General features: G+C 62.8%; 14 protein-coding genes. 8 read left to right on the top strand and 6 right to left on the bottom strand.

Annotated elements, in window-relative coordinates:
- The 8 genes from Q0K43_RS01095 to Q0K43_RS01060 all read left to right on the top strand — a co-directional run.
- On the top strand, positions 1 to 2328 hold a 2328-nt coding region (locus tag Q0K43_RS01095), incomplete at its 5' end, for a SpoIIE family protein phosphatase (protein WP_297288723.1).
- Positions 2329 to 2447: 119 nt separating this feature from the next.
- On the top strand, positions 2448 to 2945 hold the full coding sequence (locus Q0K43_RS01090) for a hypothetical protein (protein WP_297288722.1): 498 nt from the start codon (positions 2448 to 2450) through the stop codon (positions 2943 to 2945).
- A 31-nt stretch (positions 2946 to 2976) separates the two neighbouring features.
- Complete coding sequence (locus Q0K43_RS01085; RefSeq protein WP_297288721.1) at positions 2977 to 4335, top strand: NAD(P)H-dependent oxidoreductase; 1359 nt, start codon at positions 2977 to 2979, stop codon at positions 4333 to 4335.
- Positions 4332 to 4970 carry a type A chloramphenicol O-acetyltransferase gene (catA, locus tag Q0K43_RS01080; protein WP_297288720.1) on the top strand — a complete coding sequence of 213 codons (639 nt, stop codon included), beginning with the start codon at positions 4332 to 4334 and terminating at the stop codon, positions 4968 to 4970. Before Q0K43_RS01085 ends, catA begins: the two co-directional genes overlap by 4 nt.
- A 133-nt stretch (positions 4971 to 5103) precedes the next feature.
- Entirely contained in the window at positions 5104 to 6108 is a 1005-nt protein-coding gene (locus Q0K43_RS01075) for a LacI family DNA-binding transcriptional regulator (RefSeq protein WP_297288719.1), read from the top strand.
- Positions 6109 to 6207: 99 nt separating this feature from the next.
- Positions 6208 to 7581, top strand: a complete 1374-nt coding sequence (locus tag Q0K43_RS01070; protein WP_297288718.1) for an NADH:flavin oxidoreductase — start codon at positions 6208 to 6210, stop codon at positions 7579 to 7581.
- Positions 7582 to 7626: 45 nt separating this feature from the next.
- Positions 7627 to 8394 carry a 3-ketoacyl-ACP reductase gene (locus Q0K43_RS01065; RefSeq protein WP_297288717.1) on the top strand — a complete coding sequence of 256 codons (768 nt, stop codon included), beginning with the start codon at positions 7627 to 7629 and terminating at the stop codon, positions 8392 to 8394.
- Between the two features lie 21 nt (positions 8395 to 8415).
- Positions 8416 to 10383, top strand: coding sequence for an FAD-binding protein (locus Q0K43_RS01060; RefSeq protein WP_297288716.1), 1968 nt, complete (start codon positions 8416 to 8418; stop codon positions 10381 to 10383).
- 56 nt (positions 10384 to 10439) lie between these two features.
- On the opposite strand, the gene Q0K43_RS01055 is transcribed toward Q0K43_RS01060, so the two are convergent.
- From Q0K43_RS01055 to Q0K43_RS01030, 6 genes are read right to left on the bottom strand one after another with little or no spacing between them, the layout of a single operon-like run.
- Complete coding sequence (locus Q0K43_RS01055) at positions 10440 to 11468, bottom strand: sugar kinase (protein WP_297288715.1); 1029 nt, start codon at positions 11466 to 11468, stop codon at positions 10440 to 10442.
- Positions 11469 to 11485: 17 nt separating this feature from the next.
- Positions 11486 to 12445: a bifunctional 4-hydroxy-2-oxoglutarate aldolase/2-dehydro-3-deoxy-phosphogluconate aldolase gene (eda, locus tag Q0K43_RS01050; protein WP_297288714.1), complete on the bottom strand. Its 960-nt coding sequence runs from the start codon at positions 12443 to 12445 to the stop codon at positions 11486 to 11488.
- Between the two features lie 30 nt (positions 12446 to 12475).
- The gene (locus Q0K43_RS01045) at positions 12476 to 13666 is read right to left on the bottom strand and encodes a M20 metallopeptidase family protein (RefSeq protein WP_297288713.1); all 1191 of its coding nucleotides are present in this window, start codon (positions 13664 to 13666) and stop codon (positions 12476 to 12478) included.
- A gap of 4 nt (positions 13667 to 13670) precedes the next feature.
- Entirely contained in the window at positions 13671 to 14936 is a 1266-nt protein-coding gene (locus Q0K43_RS01040; RefSeq protein ID WP_297288712.1) for a serine dehydratase subunit alpha family protein, read from the bottom strand.
- A 12-nt stretch (positions 14937 to 14948) separates the two neighbouring features.
- Positions 14949 to 16784 (bottom strand): L-2-amino-thiazoline-4-carboxylic acid hydrolase, encoded by a 1836-nt coding sequence (locus tag Q0K43_RS01035; RefSeq protein WP_297288711.1) that lies wholly within the window; start codon positions 16782 to 16784, stop codon positions 14949 to 14951.
- On the bottom strand, positions 16781 to 17287 hold the full coding sequence (locus tag Q0K43_RS01030) for an L-2-amino-thiazoline-4-carboxylic acid hydrolase (RefSeq protein ID WP_297288710.1): 507 nt from the start codon (positions 17285 to 17287) through the stop codon (positions 16781 to 16783). Before Q0K43_RS01030 ends, Q0K43_RS01035 begins: the two co-directional genes overlap by 4 nt.
- Positions 17288 to 17295 lie beyond the last annotated feature (8 nt).

Genomic DNA, 17295 nt, shown 5'->3' with positions numbered 1-17295 from the left:
CTGAAAACCAAGGCGGCGCGGCTGCGGGAGGAGGCCCGGGAGACGGGAAAGGTGGTATTCCGTGCTCCGGCGCTGGTACGTCTGGCCGAGTGTGTCATTCGCTTTCTGCTGGGAGCCCTGCTGGCTGGCGCGGAAATTTTTGGCGGATACGCCCCGTTTGGACTGGGCCTGGTAGGGGCCTCCGGCTCGGGACTGGATGGCTTCTGCGCCCTGTTGGGGGCCTGCTTCGGCTACCTGACTATGGAAGGCTTTGTGGAGGGGCTGCGGTACGCGGCAGCCTGTGTGCTGGTCTTTTCGGTGGCCTTTGCCTTTTTTGATATAGGCACTTACCGGAAGAGCTGGTTCATGCCTCTGGCCGCCGCGGCCATTGACGGGGTCACCGGCTTCATCTATCTGTCCGACCAGGGCTGGACGCCGGAGAGCCTAATCTTCTTCGGCACTGAGCTGCTGCTGTGCGGGGCGTCGGTTTACTTCTACCGCATTGCCTTCACCCCCTGGACCGAAAAGCGGGAGGAGGAGGGATTGACCGCCCGGCAGACCATCAGCCTGCTGCTGCTGTTGGGTACCCTGCTGCTCACCCTGTCCAAGCTGACCCTGCTGGGGGATCTGTCCATCGGTCGTTTTGCCGCCGCGGTGGCGGTGATGGCGGTGGCTTACAAAGGAGGGGTCAGTGCAGGGGCCACCGCCGGGATCGCGGTGGGGCTCGGTATGGACTTGTCCACCGGAGGGATGCCTTTCTACGCGATGGCCTACGCCCTGTCCGGGGTCATGTCCGGCGTGTTCCACCGGCAGGGCAAGCTGGCGACCACCCTGGCCTATGTGCTGTCCAATGCCCTGGCGGTACTGTGGACCTGGAAGGACGGGCTGCACATCCCCCTGCTCTATGAAGTATTTGCCGCCTCGGTGGTCTTTCTTCTGCTGCCGGACAAGCTGTTGCGGCAGGTGGGGGCCCTGGTGGCGCGGGAACCGAAGCACGCCACCCAGGAACGGGCTATGGCCTATGTAAAGGGCCGGATGGAGGATACGGCGGCGGCCTTCAAAAGCCTCTATGAATCCATGCGGGGTACCCTGCGCATCAATCAGCCCAACGACAACGACGCCGCCTCGGTCTTTGACCGGGCGGCGACCAGGGTATGCAAACGCTGCCCCCTTCAGACAGCCTGCTGGCAGCGGGACTATGTGTCCACCTACAACGCCCTCAACGACGCCCTGCCCGCCATGCTGGAGCGCGGCAGGGGTGAAGGCGGGGACTTCCCCGCCTACTTCTCCAATCGGTGCATGAAGTTCGAGCCATTCCTGTCGGCCGTCAATGAGGAACTGGCCGGGCTGCTCTGCCGGCGGCAGTATCAGAACCGTCTGAAGGAGAATCGGGCAGCGGTATGCCGGCAATACGGCGAACTGGCCGAGGTGTTGGGTACTGCGGCAGCGGAGCTGAGCGCCGAACTGGTCCCCGACCCGGTGCGGGAAAAGCGGCTGCGGCAGTATCTCACCGCCCAGGGGGTGGAGTGCGAACTGGCAGTCTACTACGACGAGGCGGGCCACCTGCGGCTGGAGCTGGAGGGCGCGGGCTTGTCCCCCCTGCGGCAGAACAGTCAGGTAGAAAAGCTGTCCCAACTGATGAACTTCCCTCTGCGCCTGGTGGAACAGAGCAGGCGGGACAAGCTGGTCCTGGTGCAGAGCGAGCCGCTGATGGCGGTAGCCGGAGTGGCCGCCCGGAAAAAGGACGGGCAGACCGTGTCTGGAGACACGGGAGCCTGGTTCAAGCACGACGACGGTGCCCTCTATGTGCTGCTGTGCGACGGTATGGGTTCCGGCCGTCTGGCCGAGCGGGAGAGTTCTTTGGCGGTGCGGCTGCTGGAGCAGTTTCTCCGGGCCGGGGTGCGGCCGGAAAACGCTCTGCGGACCCTCAGCGCCGCACTGGCACTGAGGGGGGAGGAGGAGATCGGCTTCACCACCATCGACCTTTTGCGGGTGGACCTCTTCACCGGCGAGGGCGATATCTACAAATACGGCGCGGCCCCCAGCTACGTCAAGAAGGGCGCCGCCGTCAGCCGGGTCACCGGCTGCGCCCTCCCTGCCGGACTGGCGGGGGGCGAGGGCGGCGCTCCTGACATGACCCACCTGAAACTGGAGGCGGGAGACTGCGTGCTGCTGGTCACCGACGGAGTGACGGGGGGCGAGGGCGACCAATGGGTGCGGGACAAGCTGGCCGCTTTTGACGGCCAGAGCCCCCGGGAACTGGCCCAGGAGCTGATCGACGAGAGCGACAAACAGGCCGGCGGGGCGGACGACCGCACCGCGCTGGTCCTCAAGCTGAGCAAACGGTAAAGGTGAAAACTTGTCGTTTCTTTTTGTCGGCTTCTCTGCTATGATATAGGCATAACGGATGTCGTATCACCGAGGATTCTTTTGTACGGCAGGATCTGAAGTGGATCGTGAGGTGCATGATGAAAAGAATTCTTTCTTGCGCCCTGACGCTGCTGGTCTGCGGGAGTTTGCTGGCAGGATGCGCCCCACAGCCCCAGGCCGGCAAACGGGACGATATCCCCTTTGCAGAGGGGCAATACTACGCCGTGGCCTATCTGGGCTATCAGCAGATCAACGATCTGGACTACTATGTGGAACACTATCTGGACAGCGACCAGCTTCCCATCCATTACCTCTCTGCCGGAGATTACTATCTGATCATACCCAGGTATTCCGGCATGGAACTGGCCCTGTACCGCAACGATCTGGACACTTCCCAGCCCATCCTGATCTATGAGGACCCGGACTGCAGGCCCTTTATCCTGCAATGCAATGCCAGCGACATCTTTGCAGACGCCACCATCCGCCTCACCTACCAGGACACAAAGGCGGAATTTTCCCCCTTTATTTCGCTGAGGGACGGCTCAGTGGACATCGGCACTCAGGGTCTGGATCTCACCCGAGCTGCCGACAACTGACCCTTCAGCAAGCTGCATGGGAGGACCCGGTATGAACATTCTTGTATTAAACGCCAGCCCCAAGGGGAAAAACTCCACCACCGTCCACACGGCTCTCTATCTGCAGGCGCTCCATCCGGAGCATACCTTTACCTTTCTCCCGGTGGGTCAGCGGATCAAAAGCTATGAAACCGACTTCGGCCCGGTGCGCACCGCGCTGGCCGGGGCTGATCTGATTCTGTTCTGCTATCCAGTTTATACGTTTATCGCCCCTTACCAGCTTCACCGGCTGATCGAGCTGATCAAAGCCGACGGGGTGGATCTCTCCAGCAAATTCGCCTCCCAGATCACCACTTCCAAGCACTTTTATGACGTAACGGCCCACCGGTATGTGGAAGAAAACTGCTTCGATCTGGGCATGAAGGTGGTGCGGGGTCTGTCTGCGGATATGGAGGATCTGCTGTGCCCCCAGGGCCGGAAGGAGGCCCGCATGTTCTTTGACGCTCTGCTCTTTGCCTGTGAACATGACCTGTTCGTTACGCCGCCCGCCAAGGCGCCGGCCCGGGACAGATCCGTATATCAGCCCTCCCTGCCCGATGTGCCAAAGAGCAGCGAGAAAGATGTGGTCATCGTCACCAACTGCGCCTCCGACGACACAAACCTCCAGCATATGATCGACGATTTCCGCGCCGCCCTGCCCTACGAAAGCCGGGTGGTCAACCTGCGCCAATTCCCCTTCGGCGGCGGATGTCTGGGCTGCTTTGGATGCGCCGTCACCGGCAAATGCGTCTACAAGGACGGGTTCGACACATTTTTGCGGGAGACCATTCAAACCGCCCACGGCTTTGTGTACGCCTTCACCGTTTCAGACCACTACACCCACTCCAGCTTCAAATGCTTTGACGACCGGCAATTCTGTAACGGTCATCGTACCGTCACCCACGGTACCCCTATCGCTTACCTCATCAGCGGGGACTACCAATACGAGTCCAACCTGCGTATGATCGTGGAGGGCCGGGCGGAGGTAGGGGGCAATTATCTGTGCGGCGTGGCTACCGACGAGGCCGACACGGCGGCCTCCATCCGCGCTGTGGCGGAACATTTGGCATATGCGATGGAGAAAGGCCTTGTCCGCCCAGCCAACTTCTACGGCGTGGGCGGAATGAAGATCTTCCGGGACCTCATCTATGTGATGCAGGGCCTGATGAAGGCCGACCACAAGTTTTACAAGCAGCACGGCATCTACGATTTTCCCCAAAAGCAGAAAAAGCGGATTTGGCAGATGCGTCTGGTGGGCGCCTTAATGGCCGTCCCGTCGATCCAGAAAAAGGCCAAAGGCAAAATGACCGAGGCTATCATCGGCCCCTATCAGAAAGTGGTGGCCCAGGCGAAGGAAGGCGCTGTACAATGACCTTTACCAAAGTAGACCAGGAGACCTGGCCCAGAAAAGAATGCTTCAACCACTATTTCACCCAGGTGCCCTGCACCTATAGCGCCGTATTCAACCTGGATATCACCGTCCTCCGACAGCGGGGGGCAAAGCTGTATCCCACCATGCTGTACCTCCTCTCCACAGTGGTCAACCGCCACCAGGAGTTCCGCATGGCCTGTAACCAGGCCGGCGAAGTGGGCATTTATGATGTGGTACATCCCTGTTACACCATCTTCCACAGGGACACCGAAACCTTTTCCAACTTATGGACCGCATATACGCCCGATTATAAGGCCTTTTGCGCGGCATACGAGCAGGACGCCGCCCTCTATGGAAACTGCCACGGCCTGCTGGCCCGGCCTGATACCCCCGAAAACACCTTCCCTGTCTCCATGCTCCCGTGGGCAAGCTTTCAGTCCTTCAACCTGAATTTGCAAAAGGGATATGATTACCTGCCCCCTATCTTTACGATGGGCAAATTCTACCGGGAGGGCGACAACATTCTGCTGCCCCTGGCAGTACAGGTCCACCATGCCGTATGCGACGGGTTTCATCTCTGCCGGCTGGTCAACGAATTGCAGGAACTGCTTGACAAACCCTTTGAAAGCCTATAATATTTAGGTAGGGTATTGTATCTTTCTGGCCAGGTCTGCTGTGATTCCTGTTGCTGGAATTTTTTATAAGCCGCTTTGAAAACGTTTTCATAGCACTCGGCATTTTGAAATTTACTGGAGGGTGGGAGATCTTATGACAAATATCAAAGATGTTGCCAAGCAGGCAGGGGTCTCTGCCAGCACGGTGTCCCGCGTCCTCTCCGGCAAAAACTGCGTTAACCGGGAGACCCGCCGCAAGGTCCTGGAGGCCGCCCGCGCCCTGGACTACAGCCCCAATGTACTGGCCAAGGGTTTAAAAATGGGACGCAGCAATACCATTGCCCTGATGGTACCCAGCATTGAAAACGAGATCTTCCCCACCATCGCCCGCGGTGTGGAGGATACAGCCCGGAAAAGCGGATATACCGTGATCCTCTGCAATACTTACGAAGATGTGGCCGTTGAACAGGCCTATATCAATAAGCTGCGCACCCGCTGGATCGACGGGTTCATCGTGGCTTCCATGCTGCCCAATTCCGACCACATCCGCTCCCTCTGGGAGGACGGCTTTCCCGTGGTGCTGCTCTCCCGCTATTACGGCGACCCGGTGGACGCCGTCATTGTGGACAACGTTCAGGCGGCCTACGATGCGGTGAACTATTTGATCCGGGGCGGCCATAAGCGGATCGCGCTGGCGCTGGGCCGCAAGGAATTGCCCTTCTATGCCGACCGCTGGGCAGGATACCGGGCCGCGCTGGCCGACAACGGCCTGCCCTACGATGAGCGGCTGGTACTCCACGAGACCAACGGCACCAACAGCTTTTATCACCTCACCAAAGAGCTGGTGAAGAGTGACCTCAGGCCCGACGCCATCTTCGCCACCAGCGATCCCAAGGCCGTCGTGGTCATGCGCGCCCTGCACGACTGCGGCCTGCGCATCCCGGGCGACATATCGGTCATCGGCTTTGATAATGCCTACATCAGCTCCATGATCGAGCCTCCCCTGTCCACCGTCTCCCAGCCCCTGTACGAGATGGGAGTGGCCGCGGCCAAACGCCTGATCCGCCGCATCCGCTCCAGAGAGGACAAAACTCCGGCTGAGCCCCCTTCCGTCGAGGTCATGCCCACCGACCTGATCATCCGCAGATCCACCCGATAGGGCCGGTGGGCCGTAAAGCGGTCTTTTGTACCCAATTTATTTTTTGCTTGTTTTTGCAAACGTTTTCATATCTCCAAATCGGAAAAGAAAGGTGATTTTATGGCCGCCCATGAGAGATTTCACTACCAATCGCTGGAGGAGATCCAGGCCCAGGCCCGGGCCCTCCACACAGATCTGAACTTTGCCTCCGACCTCTCCCCCCTGGCCAGGCCCGTCAAAGTCGGGAGCAAGACCGCACCCAATTCCTTTGCCGTGCTGCCGATGGAGGGCTGTGACTCCAACCCCGACGGCTCCCCGTCGGAACTGGTGACCCGCCGGTATACCCGCTTTGCCGCCGGCGGTTCCGGCCTGCTCTGGTGGGAGGCCTGCGCCGTAACCGACGAGGGTCGTGCCAACGAGCTGTCCATGATGCTCACCAAAGATAACGTGGGTGCCTTTGCCCGGCTGGTGGATACCGCCCGCAAAGCGGCCAGCGATGCAAACGGCGCCGACCACAAGCCGCTGCACATCCTCCAGCTCACCCATTCGGGCCGCTATTCCCGCCCGGTGGGCCACAGCCCCGCCCCCATCGTCCCCCAGCATGACCCCATCCTGGATCCCCGGGTGGGGCTGTCCCCCGACGCGCCGGTGATCACCGACGGCTATCTGGACGACCTGATCGGCAAGTACGTCCAGTCCGCTCTGCTGGCCAGGGAGGCGGGGTTTGACGGCGTGGATCTGAAAGCCTGCCACCGCTATCTGGTCAGCGAGCTGCTTGCCAGCCACACCCGGCCGGGCAGGTACGGCGGCAGCTTTGAAAACCGCACCCGTTTCTTGCGGGAAACTTTGAAAGCGGTGCGCTCCGCGGTAGGCCCGGACTTTATCATCGCCTGCCGCTTCAACGTGTTTGACGCCCATCCCTATCCCTATGGGTTTGGCTGTGACCACCAGGACATGTGGAAGTTCGATCCTGCCGAGCCTATGGCTCTGGTGAAGATGCTGTGTGAAAACGGGATCGACCTACTCAGCAATTCCGCGGGCAACCCCTACTACATCTATCCCCAGGTCACCCGGCCTTTTGACCTGTCCAGCATGGGCATCCCCACCCCGGAGGAACATCCGCTGGAGAGCTGCGCCCGGCTGTTTGACTTTACCCGCCAGATCCAGGCTGCCGCCGGCAGCGTCCCCGTGGTGGGCAACGGCTACTCCTGGCTGCGGCAGTTCGCTCCCCACGCGGGAGCCGCCAATCTGGCCGACGGCAGCTGCGCCTTTATGGGGCTGGGCCGCTCCAGCTTCGCCTATCCCGACGCCCCCCGGGATGTCCTTACCAGAGGTTTTATGGACCCGGGCAAGTGCTGCATTACCTGTTCCAAGTGTACGCAGATCATGCGGGATCACGGCCGCACCGGCTGCGTGGTGCGGGACGCAGACCTATATGCGCCCCTGTACCGCCAGGCCCGGGCCGACGCCCAGCGCCGGGAAACACACGGCTAACGCTCCCTGAAGGGAGATCAAATACCATCGTAGGAGGAATGTACCATGAAACAGACAGCCATCGTCACCGGAGGCAGCCGCGGCATCGGCTTTGCCATTGCCCGGCAGCTGGGCCAGGATGGGTTCAACATCGCCATTCTGGATATGAACGACCAGGCGGCCTATCAGGAGAATCTGGATCTGCTGGCCGCTCAGGGTACCGAATATCTCTACGTCAAAGGCAACATCTGCAATGCCGACGACCGCCGGCGGCTCGTTCAGGAGACCGTAGCCAAATTTGGGGGCATCCATGTGCTGGTCAACAACGCCGGCGTGGCCCCCAAGGTCCGGGCGGATCTGCTGGAGATGACCGAGGAGAGTTTTGACCGGGTAATCGGAGTCAACACCAAGGGCAACATGTTTCTTACCCAGGCCGTTGCCAAGCAGATGCTCCAGCAGGACTTTGTGGGTAAAAAGCGGGGCACCATCGTCAATATCTCCTCCTGCTCCGCCGTGGTCTCCTCCACCAGCCGGGGGGAATACTGCGTATCCAAGGCTGGGGTATCCATGCTGACCACCCTGTACGCCGACCGGCTGGCCCCCGATGGTATCCTGGTCCATGAGGTGCGGCCCGGCGTCATTGCCACCGACATGACCGCCGGCGTCCAGGAAAAATACGACAAGCTCTTTGCTTCCGGCGCCTTCCCCATTGCCCGCTGGGGTACCCCCGAGGACATTGCAGGGGTGGTCTCCGCATTTTGCAGCGACAAGTTTGCCTACACCACCGGCAACTATGTGGATGTGGACGGCGGCTTCCACATCCAGCGGCTGTAAGGCGGGAAAGGAGCGCGGCTTATGATCCGATCCACCCTCACCCCAGCCGGACGCCGGATGGCGGTCTATTCGCTGAACACCGTGGTGGTGGGAACCGGCGCGGCGGGCTACAATGCAGCGGACCGGCTGTGGAGCTTCGGCCAGCGGGACATCGCCATTGTCACGGAACACATCAACGCCGGCACTTCCCGCAATACCGGCTCGGACAAGCAGACCTATTATAAGCTCACCCTCTCCGGCGGCGATCCGGACAGCGTCCGGGACATGGCCCAGACCCTCTTCGACGGCCAGTGTATGGACGGGGACAACGCCCTGTGCGAGGCCGCCCTCTCGGCCCAGAGCTTTCTGCGGCTGGTGGAGCTGGGCGTACCCTTCCCCCGCAACGCTTACGGCGAGTATGTGGGCTATAAGACCGATCACGACCCCCGCCGCCGTGCCACCTCCGTGGGGCCTTACACCTCCAAGCGGATGACCGAGTGTCTCCAGCAGGCGGTGGAAGCCAAAGGCATCCCGGTGCTGGAAAACCTCCAGGTGATCTCCATCCTCTCCGACGGCCAGCAGGCCTGGGGCCTGCTCTGCCTGGATCTGAAGGCTGCCGACGACCCGGAGCGGCGGTTTGTGGCCTTCAACTGCAAGAACATCATCTATGCCACCGGCGGCCCCGCCGGCATGTATGCCGACAGCGTATTCCCCAGAGGCCACTACGGCGCCTCCGGCGCCGCCTTTGAGGCGGGCGCAAAAGGGCAGAACCTGACCGAGTGGCAGTACGGCCTGGCCTCGGTCAACCCTCGCTGGAACGTATCCGGCACCTATATGCAGGTGCTGCCCTGCTTCTTCTCCACCGACCAGAACGGCGGCGATCCACGGGAATTTCTGATGGACTTCTTCTCCAACCGGGGGGAGATGCTCACTCAGGTCTTTTTAAAAGGCTATCAGTGGCCCTTTGACGTGCGGAAGGTGGCCGGCGGGTCCTCCATTGTGGATATTCTGGTGTACCTGGAGAGCTGCAAGGGCCGGAAAGTCTATCTGGATTTCCGCAGGAACCCCTGCGGCGGGGCGGAGATCGACTATGCCGCCCTGTCCCCTGAGGCCAGGACCTACCTGGAGCAGGCCGGCGCCTGCTTCGGTACCCCTCTGGAGCGCCTGCTCCACATGAACAAGCCCGCCGTGGACTTTTATCTGGACAGAGGGGTGGATCTGGCCAAGCAGCCTCTGGAGATCGCCCTGTGCGCCCAGCACAACAACGGCGGCCTGGCTGTCAACAAGTGGTGGCAGACCAATGTGGAGGGGCTTTTTGCCTGCGGCGAGGTCTCGGGCAGTCATGGCGTCTACCGGCCCGGAGGCAGCGCCCTCAACGAGACCCAGGTGGGTTCCACCCGGGCCGCGCAGTACATTGCCGCCCGCCGGAGCGGCCAGTCCCCCGATGAGTCCGTGTTTGTCCAGCGATCCCAGGCCCTGATTGAGCGGCATACCGCCGTGGCGGACGCCGCCCTCCAGGGGGATGTTGGAAACGTCCAGGCCATCTGGGACGAGGCGGCCGCCCGTATGAGCCGCTTCGGCGCCTGCATCCGCAGCAAGGCCGACCTGGAAATGCTGCGGGCTGAGGTGGCACAGCGCCTGTCCGCCTTCCCCGACACTGTCCGGGCCGGTTCCCACAGGGACCTCTGGAAGGTCTATCGTCTGCGGGACACCCTGATCGCCCAGCAGGTCTATCTCTCCGCCATGCTGGACTATATCGCCAGGGACGGAAAAAGCCGGGGCAGCGCCCTGTATACCGATCCCGGCGGAGTGAAGCCCTATGAAAGCCTGCCCGACGTCTTCACCTTCACGGTGGACGACGGGCATCGGGCCGGCCTGGTACAGGAAGTGGAGTGGCAGCAGGGCAAATGCCTCTGCCGTTGGCGGAAGGTGCGTCCCATCCCCGAGGACGACGACTTCTTTGAAAACGTCTGGCGCTCCTACCGGGAGAGCGGCAATATCGACCCCTGAAGCACAGCAAGAGGAGCGCGCCATATGGTGCGCTCCTCTTTTGTTTCATACTCTCTCTACCTCTGGATGCGGCCGGAACCGTCCCCGCCGGCCAGCTTCTCCACTTCCGCCACGGAGACCATGTTGTAGTCTCCCGGAACCGAGTGCTTGAGGGCTGAGGCGGCCGCCGCGAATTCCACGGCCTGCCGGTCCGTCTTGCCAGTCACCAGGGCATAGATCAGGCCCCCGGCGAAGCTGTCCCCGCCGCCCACCCGATCCACGATGTGGAGCTGATACTGTTTGGAAAAACTGCACTGGCCGGACGCCCCATCGTACAGCATGGCGCTCCAGCCGTTGTCGGAGGCGGACCGGGACTCCCGCAGGGTAATGGCCACCTTTTCAAAGCCGAACCGCTGGGCCAGCTGCCTGGCCACCGACTGGTAGCCCTCCCTGCTGATCTCGCCGGCGCAGATGTCGGTGGCCTCCGCTTCGATGCCGAACACGTCCTTGGCATCCTCCTCGTTGGCGATGCACACGTCCACATACCGGCACAGGTCGGCCATCACCGCTCCGGCCTGCTCCCGGCTCCACAGCTTGCCCCGGTAGTTCAGGTCACAGGAGATCTTTGCTCCCCGGGCCTTGGCGGCCTGGCAAGCCGCCCGGCAGAGGTCGGCCACATTGGGACCCAGGGCGGGGGTAATGCCGGTAAAATGGAACCAGTCAGCCCCCTCAAAGATTGCGTCCCAGTCAAAGTCGCCGCTCCCGGCCTCGGCAATGGCGGAATGGGCCCGGTCATAGATACACACGGAACTTCTCTGGGAGGCCCCTTTCTCATTAAAGTAGATCCCTACCCGGCTGCCGCCCCGGACGATCCCGCTCGTATCCACGCCATAGCGGCGCAGGGAATTGACGGCGCACTGGCCGATGGCGTGGGCGGGCAATTTGGTTACAAAGGCGGCATCCAGGCCGTAGTTGGCCAGGGAAACAGCCACGTTGGCCTCGCCCCCGCCAAAGGAGAATTCCAGGCAGCTTGCCTGTACAAATCGCTCATAATCATAGGGCTGAAGGCGGATCATCAGTTCGCCGAAGGTTACGATTCTGGCCATTGGCCTCTGCTCCTTTCTCACGTTTGAACCAGGTGGATGGCAAAGCCGCCGAAGTCGCCCTGGAGATAGATGGACACGGTGCGGCCGCTGCCGTCCCTTCTGGGGGTGGCCTCCTCAAAGGTCACACCCCGGCGGCTCAAGTGATAGATGGCCCGCTCCACGCTGTTTGTGCCGATAGCGATATGCCCCCGCCTGCCCGGCGCGGTCCCCTTGCAGCACTCCACAGGCCCGGCAAAGTGGGAGGAACGCCCGGCCTTGCCCGCAAAGCCGAACATGCCGCACAGGGCGTTGGCGATCCGGTCCGCCTCATCGGCGTCACCACAGGGAACGCCCACATGATGGAGGGAAAAGCCCAACATGGTCTGGACCGCCTGCCTGCTGAGGGCGGTGATCTCCTCCCAGCGACCCTCGGCGATGAGCTGCTTCTTCACCATCCAGGTGCCGCCGCAGGCCACCACCCGGTCAAAGTTCAGATAGTCCATCATATTTTCCGTATTTACCCCGCCGGTGGGCATCCAGCGCAGATTGGCGTAGGGGCCGGCCAGGGCCTTCAGCTTGGCAACGCCGCCGTTCTGCTCGGCGGGAAAGAATTTCACCACGTCCAGGCCCATGCTCATTGCCTGCTCCATCTCGCCGGGGCTGGCGGTGCCCGGCATCATGGGCACCCCCATGCGGATCACATGGCGGGTAACGTCAGGGTTAAACCCGGGGCTGACAATAAACCGGGCTCCCGCTTCCACCGCCCGGTCGGCCTGGTCGGTGGTCAGCACCGTACCGGCTCCCACCAGCATTTCAGGCACCTGGTCGGCAATGCGGCGGATGGCCTCCTCACCGGCGGCGGTACGGAAGGTAACTTCGGCGGCAGGCAGCCCACCCGCCGCCAGGGCGCGGGCCAGAGGCACCGCTTGATCTGCGTCGTCAATGGCAATGACAGGCACAATGCCAATGAGAGACAGTTCTTTGATGACCGAATCCACAGCTCTCATCCCCTTTTTTCTCAACCTTTGTCACGGCAACGTTCCCGTTGCCTGCGCCGCGCCTGCCAGGAACCGCGCCCCGCAGCCTGCCAGCACGGCGGCACCCATGGGCAGCACGGACTCGTCATAAAGCACCTTGGGGTGGTGATTGCCATAGCGGTAGCCGTCCTCCGCCATGCCGGTGCCGATGGTCAGATAGGCGGAAGGCACCTTTTGGGCCACCAGCGCAAAGTCCTCCGACGCGGTCAGCCGCTCCGGGGTCTCGCTGACCAACTCCTGGCCCAGGACTGACCGGGCATAGGCCGCCATCTGCGCGGTGAGGGCCGGATCGTTCCAGAGAGCCGGCACGCCCCCCAGCCCTTCCACCTGCCCCTCCGCGCCAAAGGCGGCGCAGATTCCGCCGGTCAGTTCCTCCAGGCGCCGCATCAGCAAGGCCCGCACCGCCTTGCTGTGGGCCCGGGCGGTCCCCTCCAGCCGTGCCTGGGACGGGATCACATTCCCCGCCACTCCCGCCTGGAAGGCCCCGATGGTGAGTACCGCCGTCTCATCCGGCGGACACTCGTGGCTGATCAGCTCCTGGAGGGCCAGATAGAGATGGACCCCCGCGTTGATGGGGTCGATGTTGTTCTGGGGCGCGGCCCCATGACCACCCTTTCCCCGGATGTGGATGGCAAAGCGGTCAAAGGAGGCGGTCTTTGCACCGCCGGTGCAGTTGAGCCACCCCACCGGGCGCTGGGTGGCCACATGGAGGGCCAGGGCGGCGTCCACACCGTCCAGCACGCCCTCCTTCACCATAGCCTCCGCGCCCGAGGCAGTCTCCTCGGCAGCCTGGAACATCAGCACCACCTGACCTTCCAGCTGTCCCTCTCTCTCTTTCAGCAGTCGGGCAGCCCCCAGCAGCATGGCGGTATGCAGGTCGTGGCCGCAGGTGTGGGCCGCGCCGCCGGAGGCGGCAAAAGGAAGGCCGCTCTCCTCCGTCATGGGCAGGGCGTCCATATCCGCCCGCAGCAGAATGGTTTTCCCTCCGGCCCGGCCCAGCCTGGCCGTAAGTCCGCCGCCGCAGGGCCGGATCTCCCGGCAGCCTATGTCCGCCAGTTCCGCCGCCACCACCCGCCGGGTCTCGTCCAGGTCAAAGCCCAGTTCCGGGCAGCGGTGGAGGGTGCGGCGCAGCCGGACCAGCTGATCGGTCAACGCCTGCGCGGATGCAAGATAACCGTCCATTCCGTCACTCCCCCACCATGATACTTAAAATCTCCCGGTCGGTACTCCGCATTCCCTCCCGGCCCATGCGGCCGAAGGCGGCAATGGTGGAGTCCACATCCCGCTTGACCAGTCCCTCTCCGTCGTGGAATACATGTCCCCGGCGGGCCATGTCCAGGCCCAGAAAACCGGCCTCCACGGCGGTGGCGATCTTGGCGGCGCAGGAGGGCTTGGCCCCGTCGCATACCATACCGGAGACATTGGCGATGGTATTGATAATAGTGTCCGAGATGACCTCCAGACACTCCCCGCAGAGGTAGGCCAAACCCGCGGCGCTGCCGCAGGCGGCGCTGACCGCTCCGCAATAGGCGGACAGTTCCCCCAGGAACGATTTCTGATAGATGGCCACCAGGTTGGACAGGGCCAGGGCGCGGTAGAGGGGTTCCTCTCCCATGCCCATCTCCCGGGCATAGACGATGACGGGCAGAGAGACCGTCATGCCCTGGTTCCCGCTGCCTGAGTTGACCACCACAGGCAGCACGCAGCCGCTCATCCTGGCGTCGCTGCCGGCGGCGGCATAGGCCACCGCCTTGCGGCGGGCACTCTGCTCCCCGCCGTCCATCAGGGTGCGGCCCACGCCCACGCCGTAGTCGTGCCGCAGCCCCTCCTCGGCAATGGTCAGATTGCAGGCCACCTGCTCTTTCAGGACGGACTTCAGCTCCTCCAGGGGCGCGGTCCGGGCAAATTCATAGATTTGTGCCACCGTCATCTGCTGCCGCCGCCGCTGGGCTCTCTGCACGGAGGAACCCTCGCTGCAAAACAGGATCTGGCCGTCCCGCTCCTCCCGGATAATGTTGGTATGGGCGTCCACGATCTCCACCAGGGCGGTGTGGCCCTCCCCCTCCATCTCCACAATGATATGGAGGTTGGCGCTGCCCAGCAGGGGTTTTACCTGGCACAGGCCGGTTCCCCGCAGGGCCCGAACCCGCTCCACATCCGATGGCTGCACCGTACTGAGTACCTCCATCTTCCGCTCCGGGTCTCCCGCCAGGGCGCCCAGCAGGGCGCTGACGTCAATCCCCCGCAAGTCGCCGGTGGTGGGGACAATGACCCCCTTCACATTTTTGATGATATTGCCACTGCATGAGACCGTCATATGCTCCGGAAAACAGCCCAGCAAAGCCCTGGCTCTGGCCGCCCCATAGGCGATGGCGATGGGCTCGGTACAGCCCAGGGCCGGCACCAGTTCCTTGCGCAGGGCCTCCAGATACTCCTGATCCCGCTGTGTCATGACCCGGCCTCCTTATGCTTTGGTAAAGTCGTCCTCTGTGTGGGCCAGGATGCGCAGCAGCTCCTGATGGCTGCACAGCCCGGCAAAGTCCCGGCAGGCCCGGGCCTCCACAGCCCTGCCCTTCCCGGCGTCCCGTGTCCGGGCCACCCGGGTCATAGTCTGGTAGAGGTGGGCGGTGTGGTAGAGGAAGTCCTTGACGCAGCCCTCGCTTCTCTTGGCGGCCAGGGCGGCAACGCGCTGGTCAAACGCCTCGGTATGAGGCGCGTCCTTCCAGTGGAAGTCGCAGCACTCCCCGCCGGGCATGCTGTGCCAAGCCGGCAGATCCAGCTCCAGAGCAGGGTTGAATCCCCGCAGGATGGAGCGATCCACAGTCCGGCAGTAATACTGTCCATACTCCGCCAGCCCCGCTTCCGCCCAGGCGGTACACCAGGGGCACTGAAGCACATGGTAGTGCCGATAGGTCTCTTCCATCAGCGGGGTCTTTTCAAATCCTTCGGTTGCCGCCCACTCGCCGTACGCGAAGTAGGCCGCCATGTCCGTCTCCGCTCCGTCGGCCTGGCAGCGCAAAGCCATCCGCCGGCCACGCTCCTGGCCGTATTGGGATACAGCCTCCCACAGCAGGTCGTCACCCGCCTGTCCGCCGAAGACGTCCAGGACGGCCCGGGCCAGTACGCCGAACATCACCGCGTGCTGCCGGGGCCCGAAGGCGGGCGCCTTCACCGCAGTGAGGCCCCTGCCCCGCTCCACCACCGCGCCGGTGACAATGGCCATCAGGGCTCCGATCTCATCCACCTCCTCCTGGGCCGGTTCCCCGGTCTGGGAGAAGAGGGCGGTCAGCCGGGGCTCCACCACATCCCGGTAGCGTTCCAGACACAGCTCCAGCATACCGCCGGGGGTGGCGTCCTTCCGGGCCTTGGCCAAAATGGTGTCCCGGTCCTCCAGCTGCGCCTCGTGATAGTAGAGGTCAAACAGCGGGTCCAGCAGACGGGCCGCCCGCTCCGGGGCAAAGCCCTGGGCGGTCAGGTAGCCGTGCAGTCCGTCGTACCAGGCGCAGGTCACCCGCTCCAGCAACCTGCGGGCCTCCGGGTCGCTGATGGCTTCCAGCGCGCAGTGGTTGGTACCGGGGGCGGTGTATCCTCTGGCCCGCTGGTGGCAGGCACGCAGGCAGGAGGCGGCCTCGCGGTAAGTGCAGGCAATCCCACGCTTAGTCAGGCAGCAGGCCGCCACATCGGCCAGTTCCGTCAGCGGATGGGTGGCGATCTCGGCAGAGAGAACATGGAGGGTCAGCTCCGGCGTCAATTCCAGCCGTCGGCCCATAGGCGCCAGGAACCGTCCCAGATCCTCCTTCTCCTCCGCCGTCCAGTTGTCTCTGGCCGGGTAGGTAATGAGGTGGCAGGCCTCGCTGGACACGTCCTCCTCCCCCACCCGCGAGATCATGTTGGGGATAATATTGACCACCTTCAGATCCAGACCCAGCTTCTCCTGATAATAGGCCCCCGCCGGGCTGGGCGGGAAGGCCACCAGGGCGGGAATGGGTTTCCCGGCGGCGCGCAGTTCGGCAAAGTAAGGTACCAGGCAGTCCTCTACCAGGCCGGGCGCTACCGAGGGGGGCGGCGCGAAGAAGATGCAGTCCGGTTCCAGCGTCCGAAGGGCCCCGGCGTTGTCGTCCAGCACCACAGGAATGCCCAGCCGCTGCCGCTTGCCGTTTAGATCGCCGGCGTCAGCGGTCACCGCGTTGAGTTCCGCCGCCGTCCGCTCTCCTTTGGCCTGGCGGAAGCAGGGGAAAATGTACTCCATCAGAAATCCTAACCCGATGATGGTCACCTTTGCCTGAGACAGCGGTTTCATTTCGATTCCTCCTCTTGTTTGCACAGCTCCACCAAAAACTCGCACTGGTCGTCCCCTTCCGCCAGAGACTTGCGCAGGGAGAAGGACAGGGCGGGGATGGAGTTGACCTGGGCCCGATCCGCGTCCATCGCGATGTCGCAGAGCTTGGCCACCTGGGCCTCGTCTCCGCCGCACTCCACCCAGGCGTGCATCAGCGGGCAGTATCCGGCCCGGATGACGGCGTGGTTTTCGTCCCGCTCGATGAGGTAGCTGTCAAAAATCTGTTTGGTCTCCTCGGAGAGATAGGTCTCCAGGAAATCGTCCAGGCCCTGGATCTGGCTGAATCTGGCCCGGAATTTCATGCATCCGAAGGCGGCCATGCCGCAGCGCGCAATGTCCTCCCAGGCCACGCCCCGCTCTCGGGCGGCCTGGACCAGATAATACAGATAGCTGCCCCGGTCTTTGATCAGGCCCCGCATGACTTCAATCTCCCGACTGCGGGGCTGCTTTTTGATCTCCAGCATCGTGTTCC

Source organism: uncultured Flavonifractor sp. (assembly GCF_944383115.1).
Lineage (GTDB): Bacteria > Bacillota > Clostridia > Oscillospirales > Oscillospiraceae > Flavonifractor.
This window is presented reverse-complemented; position numbering and strand designations above follow the sequence as displayed.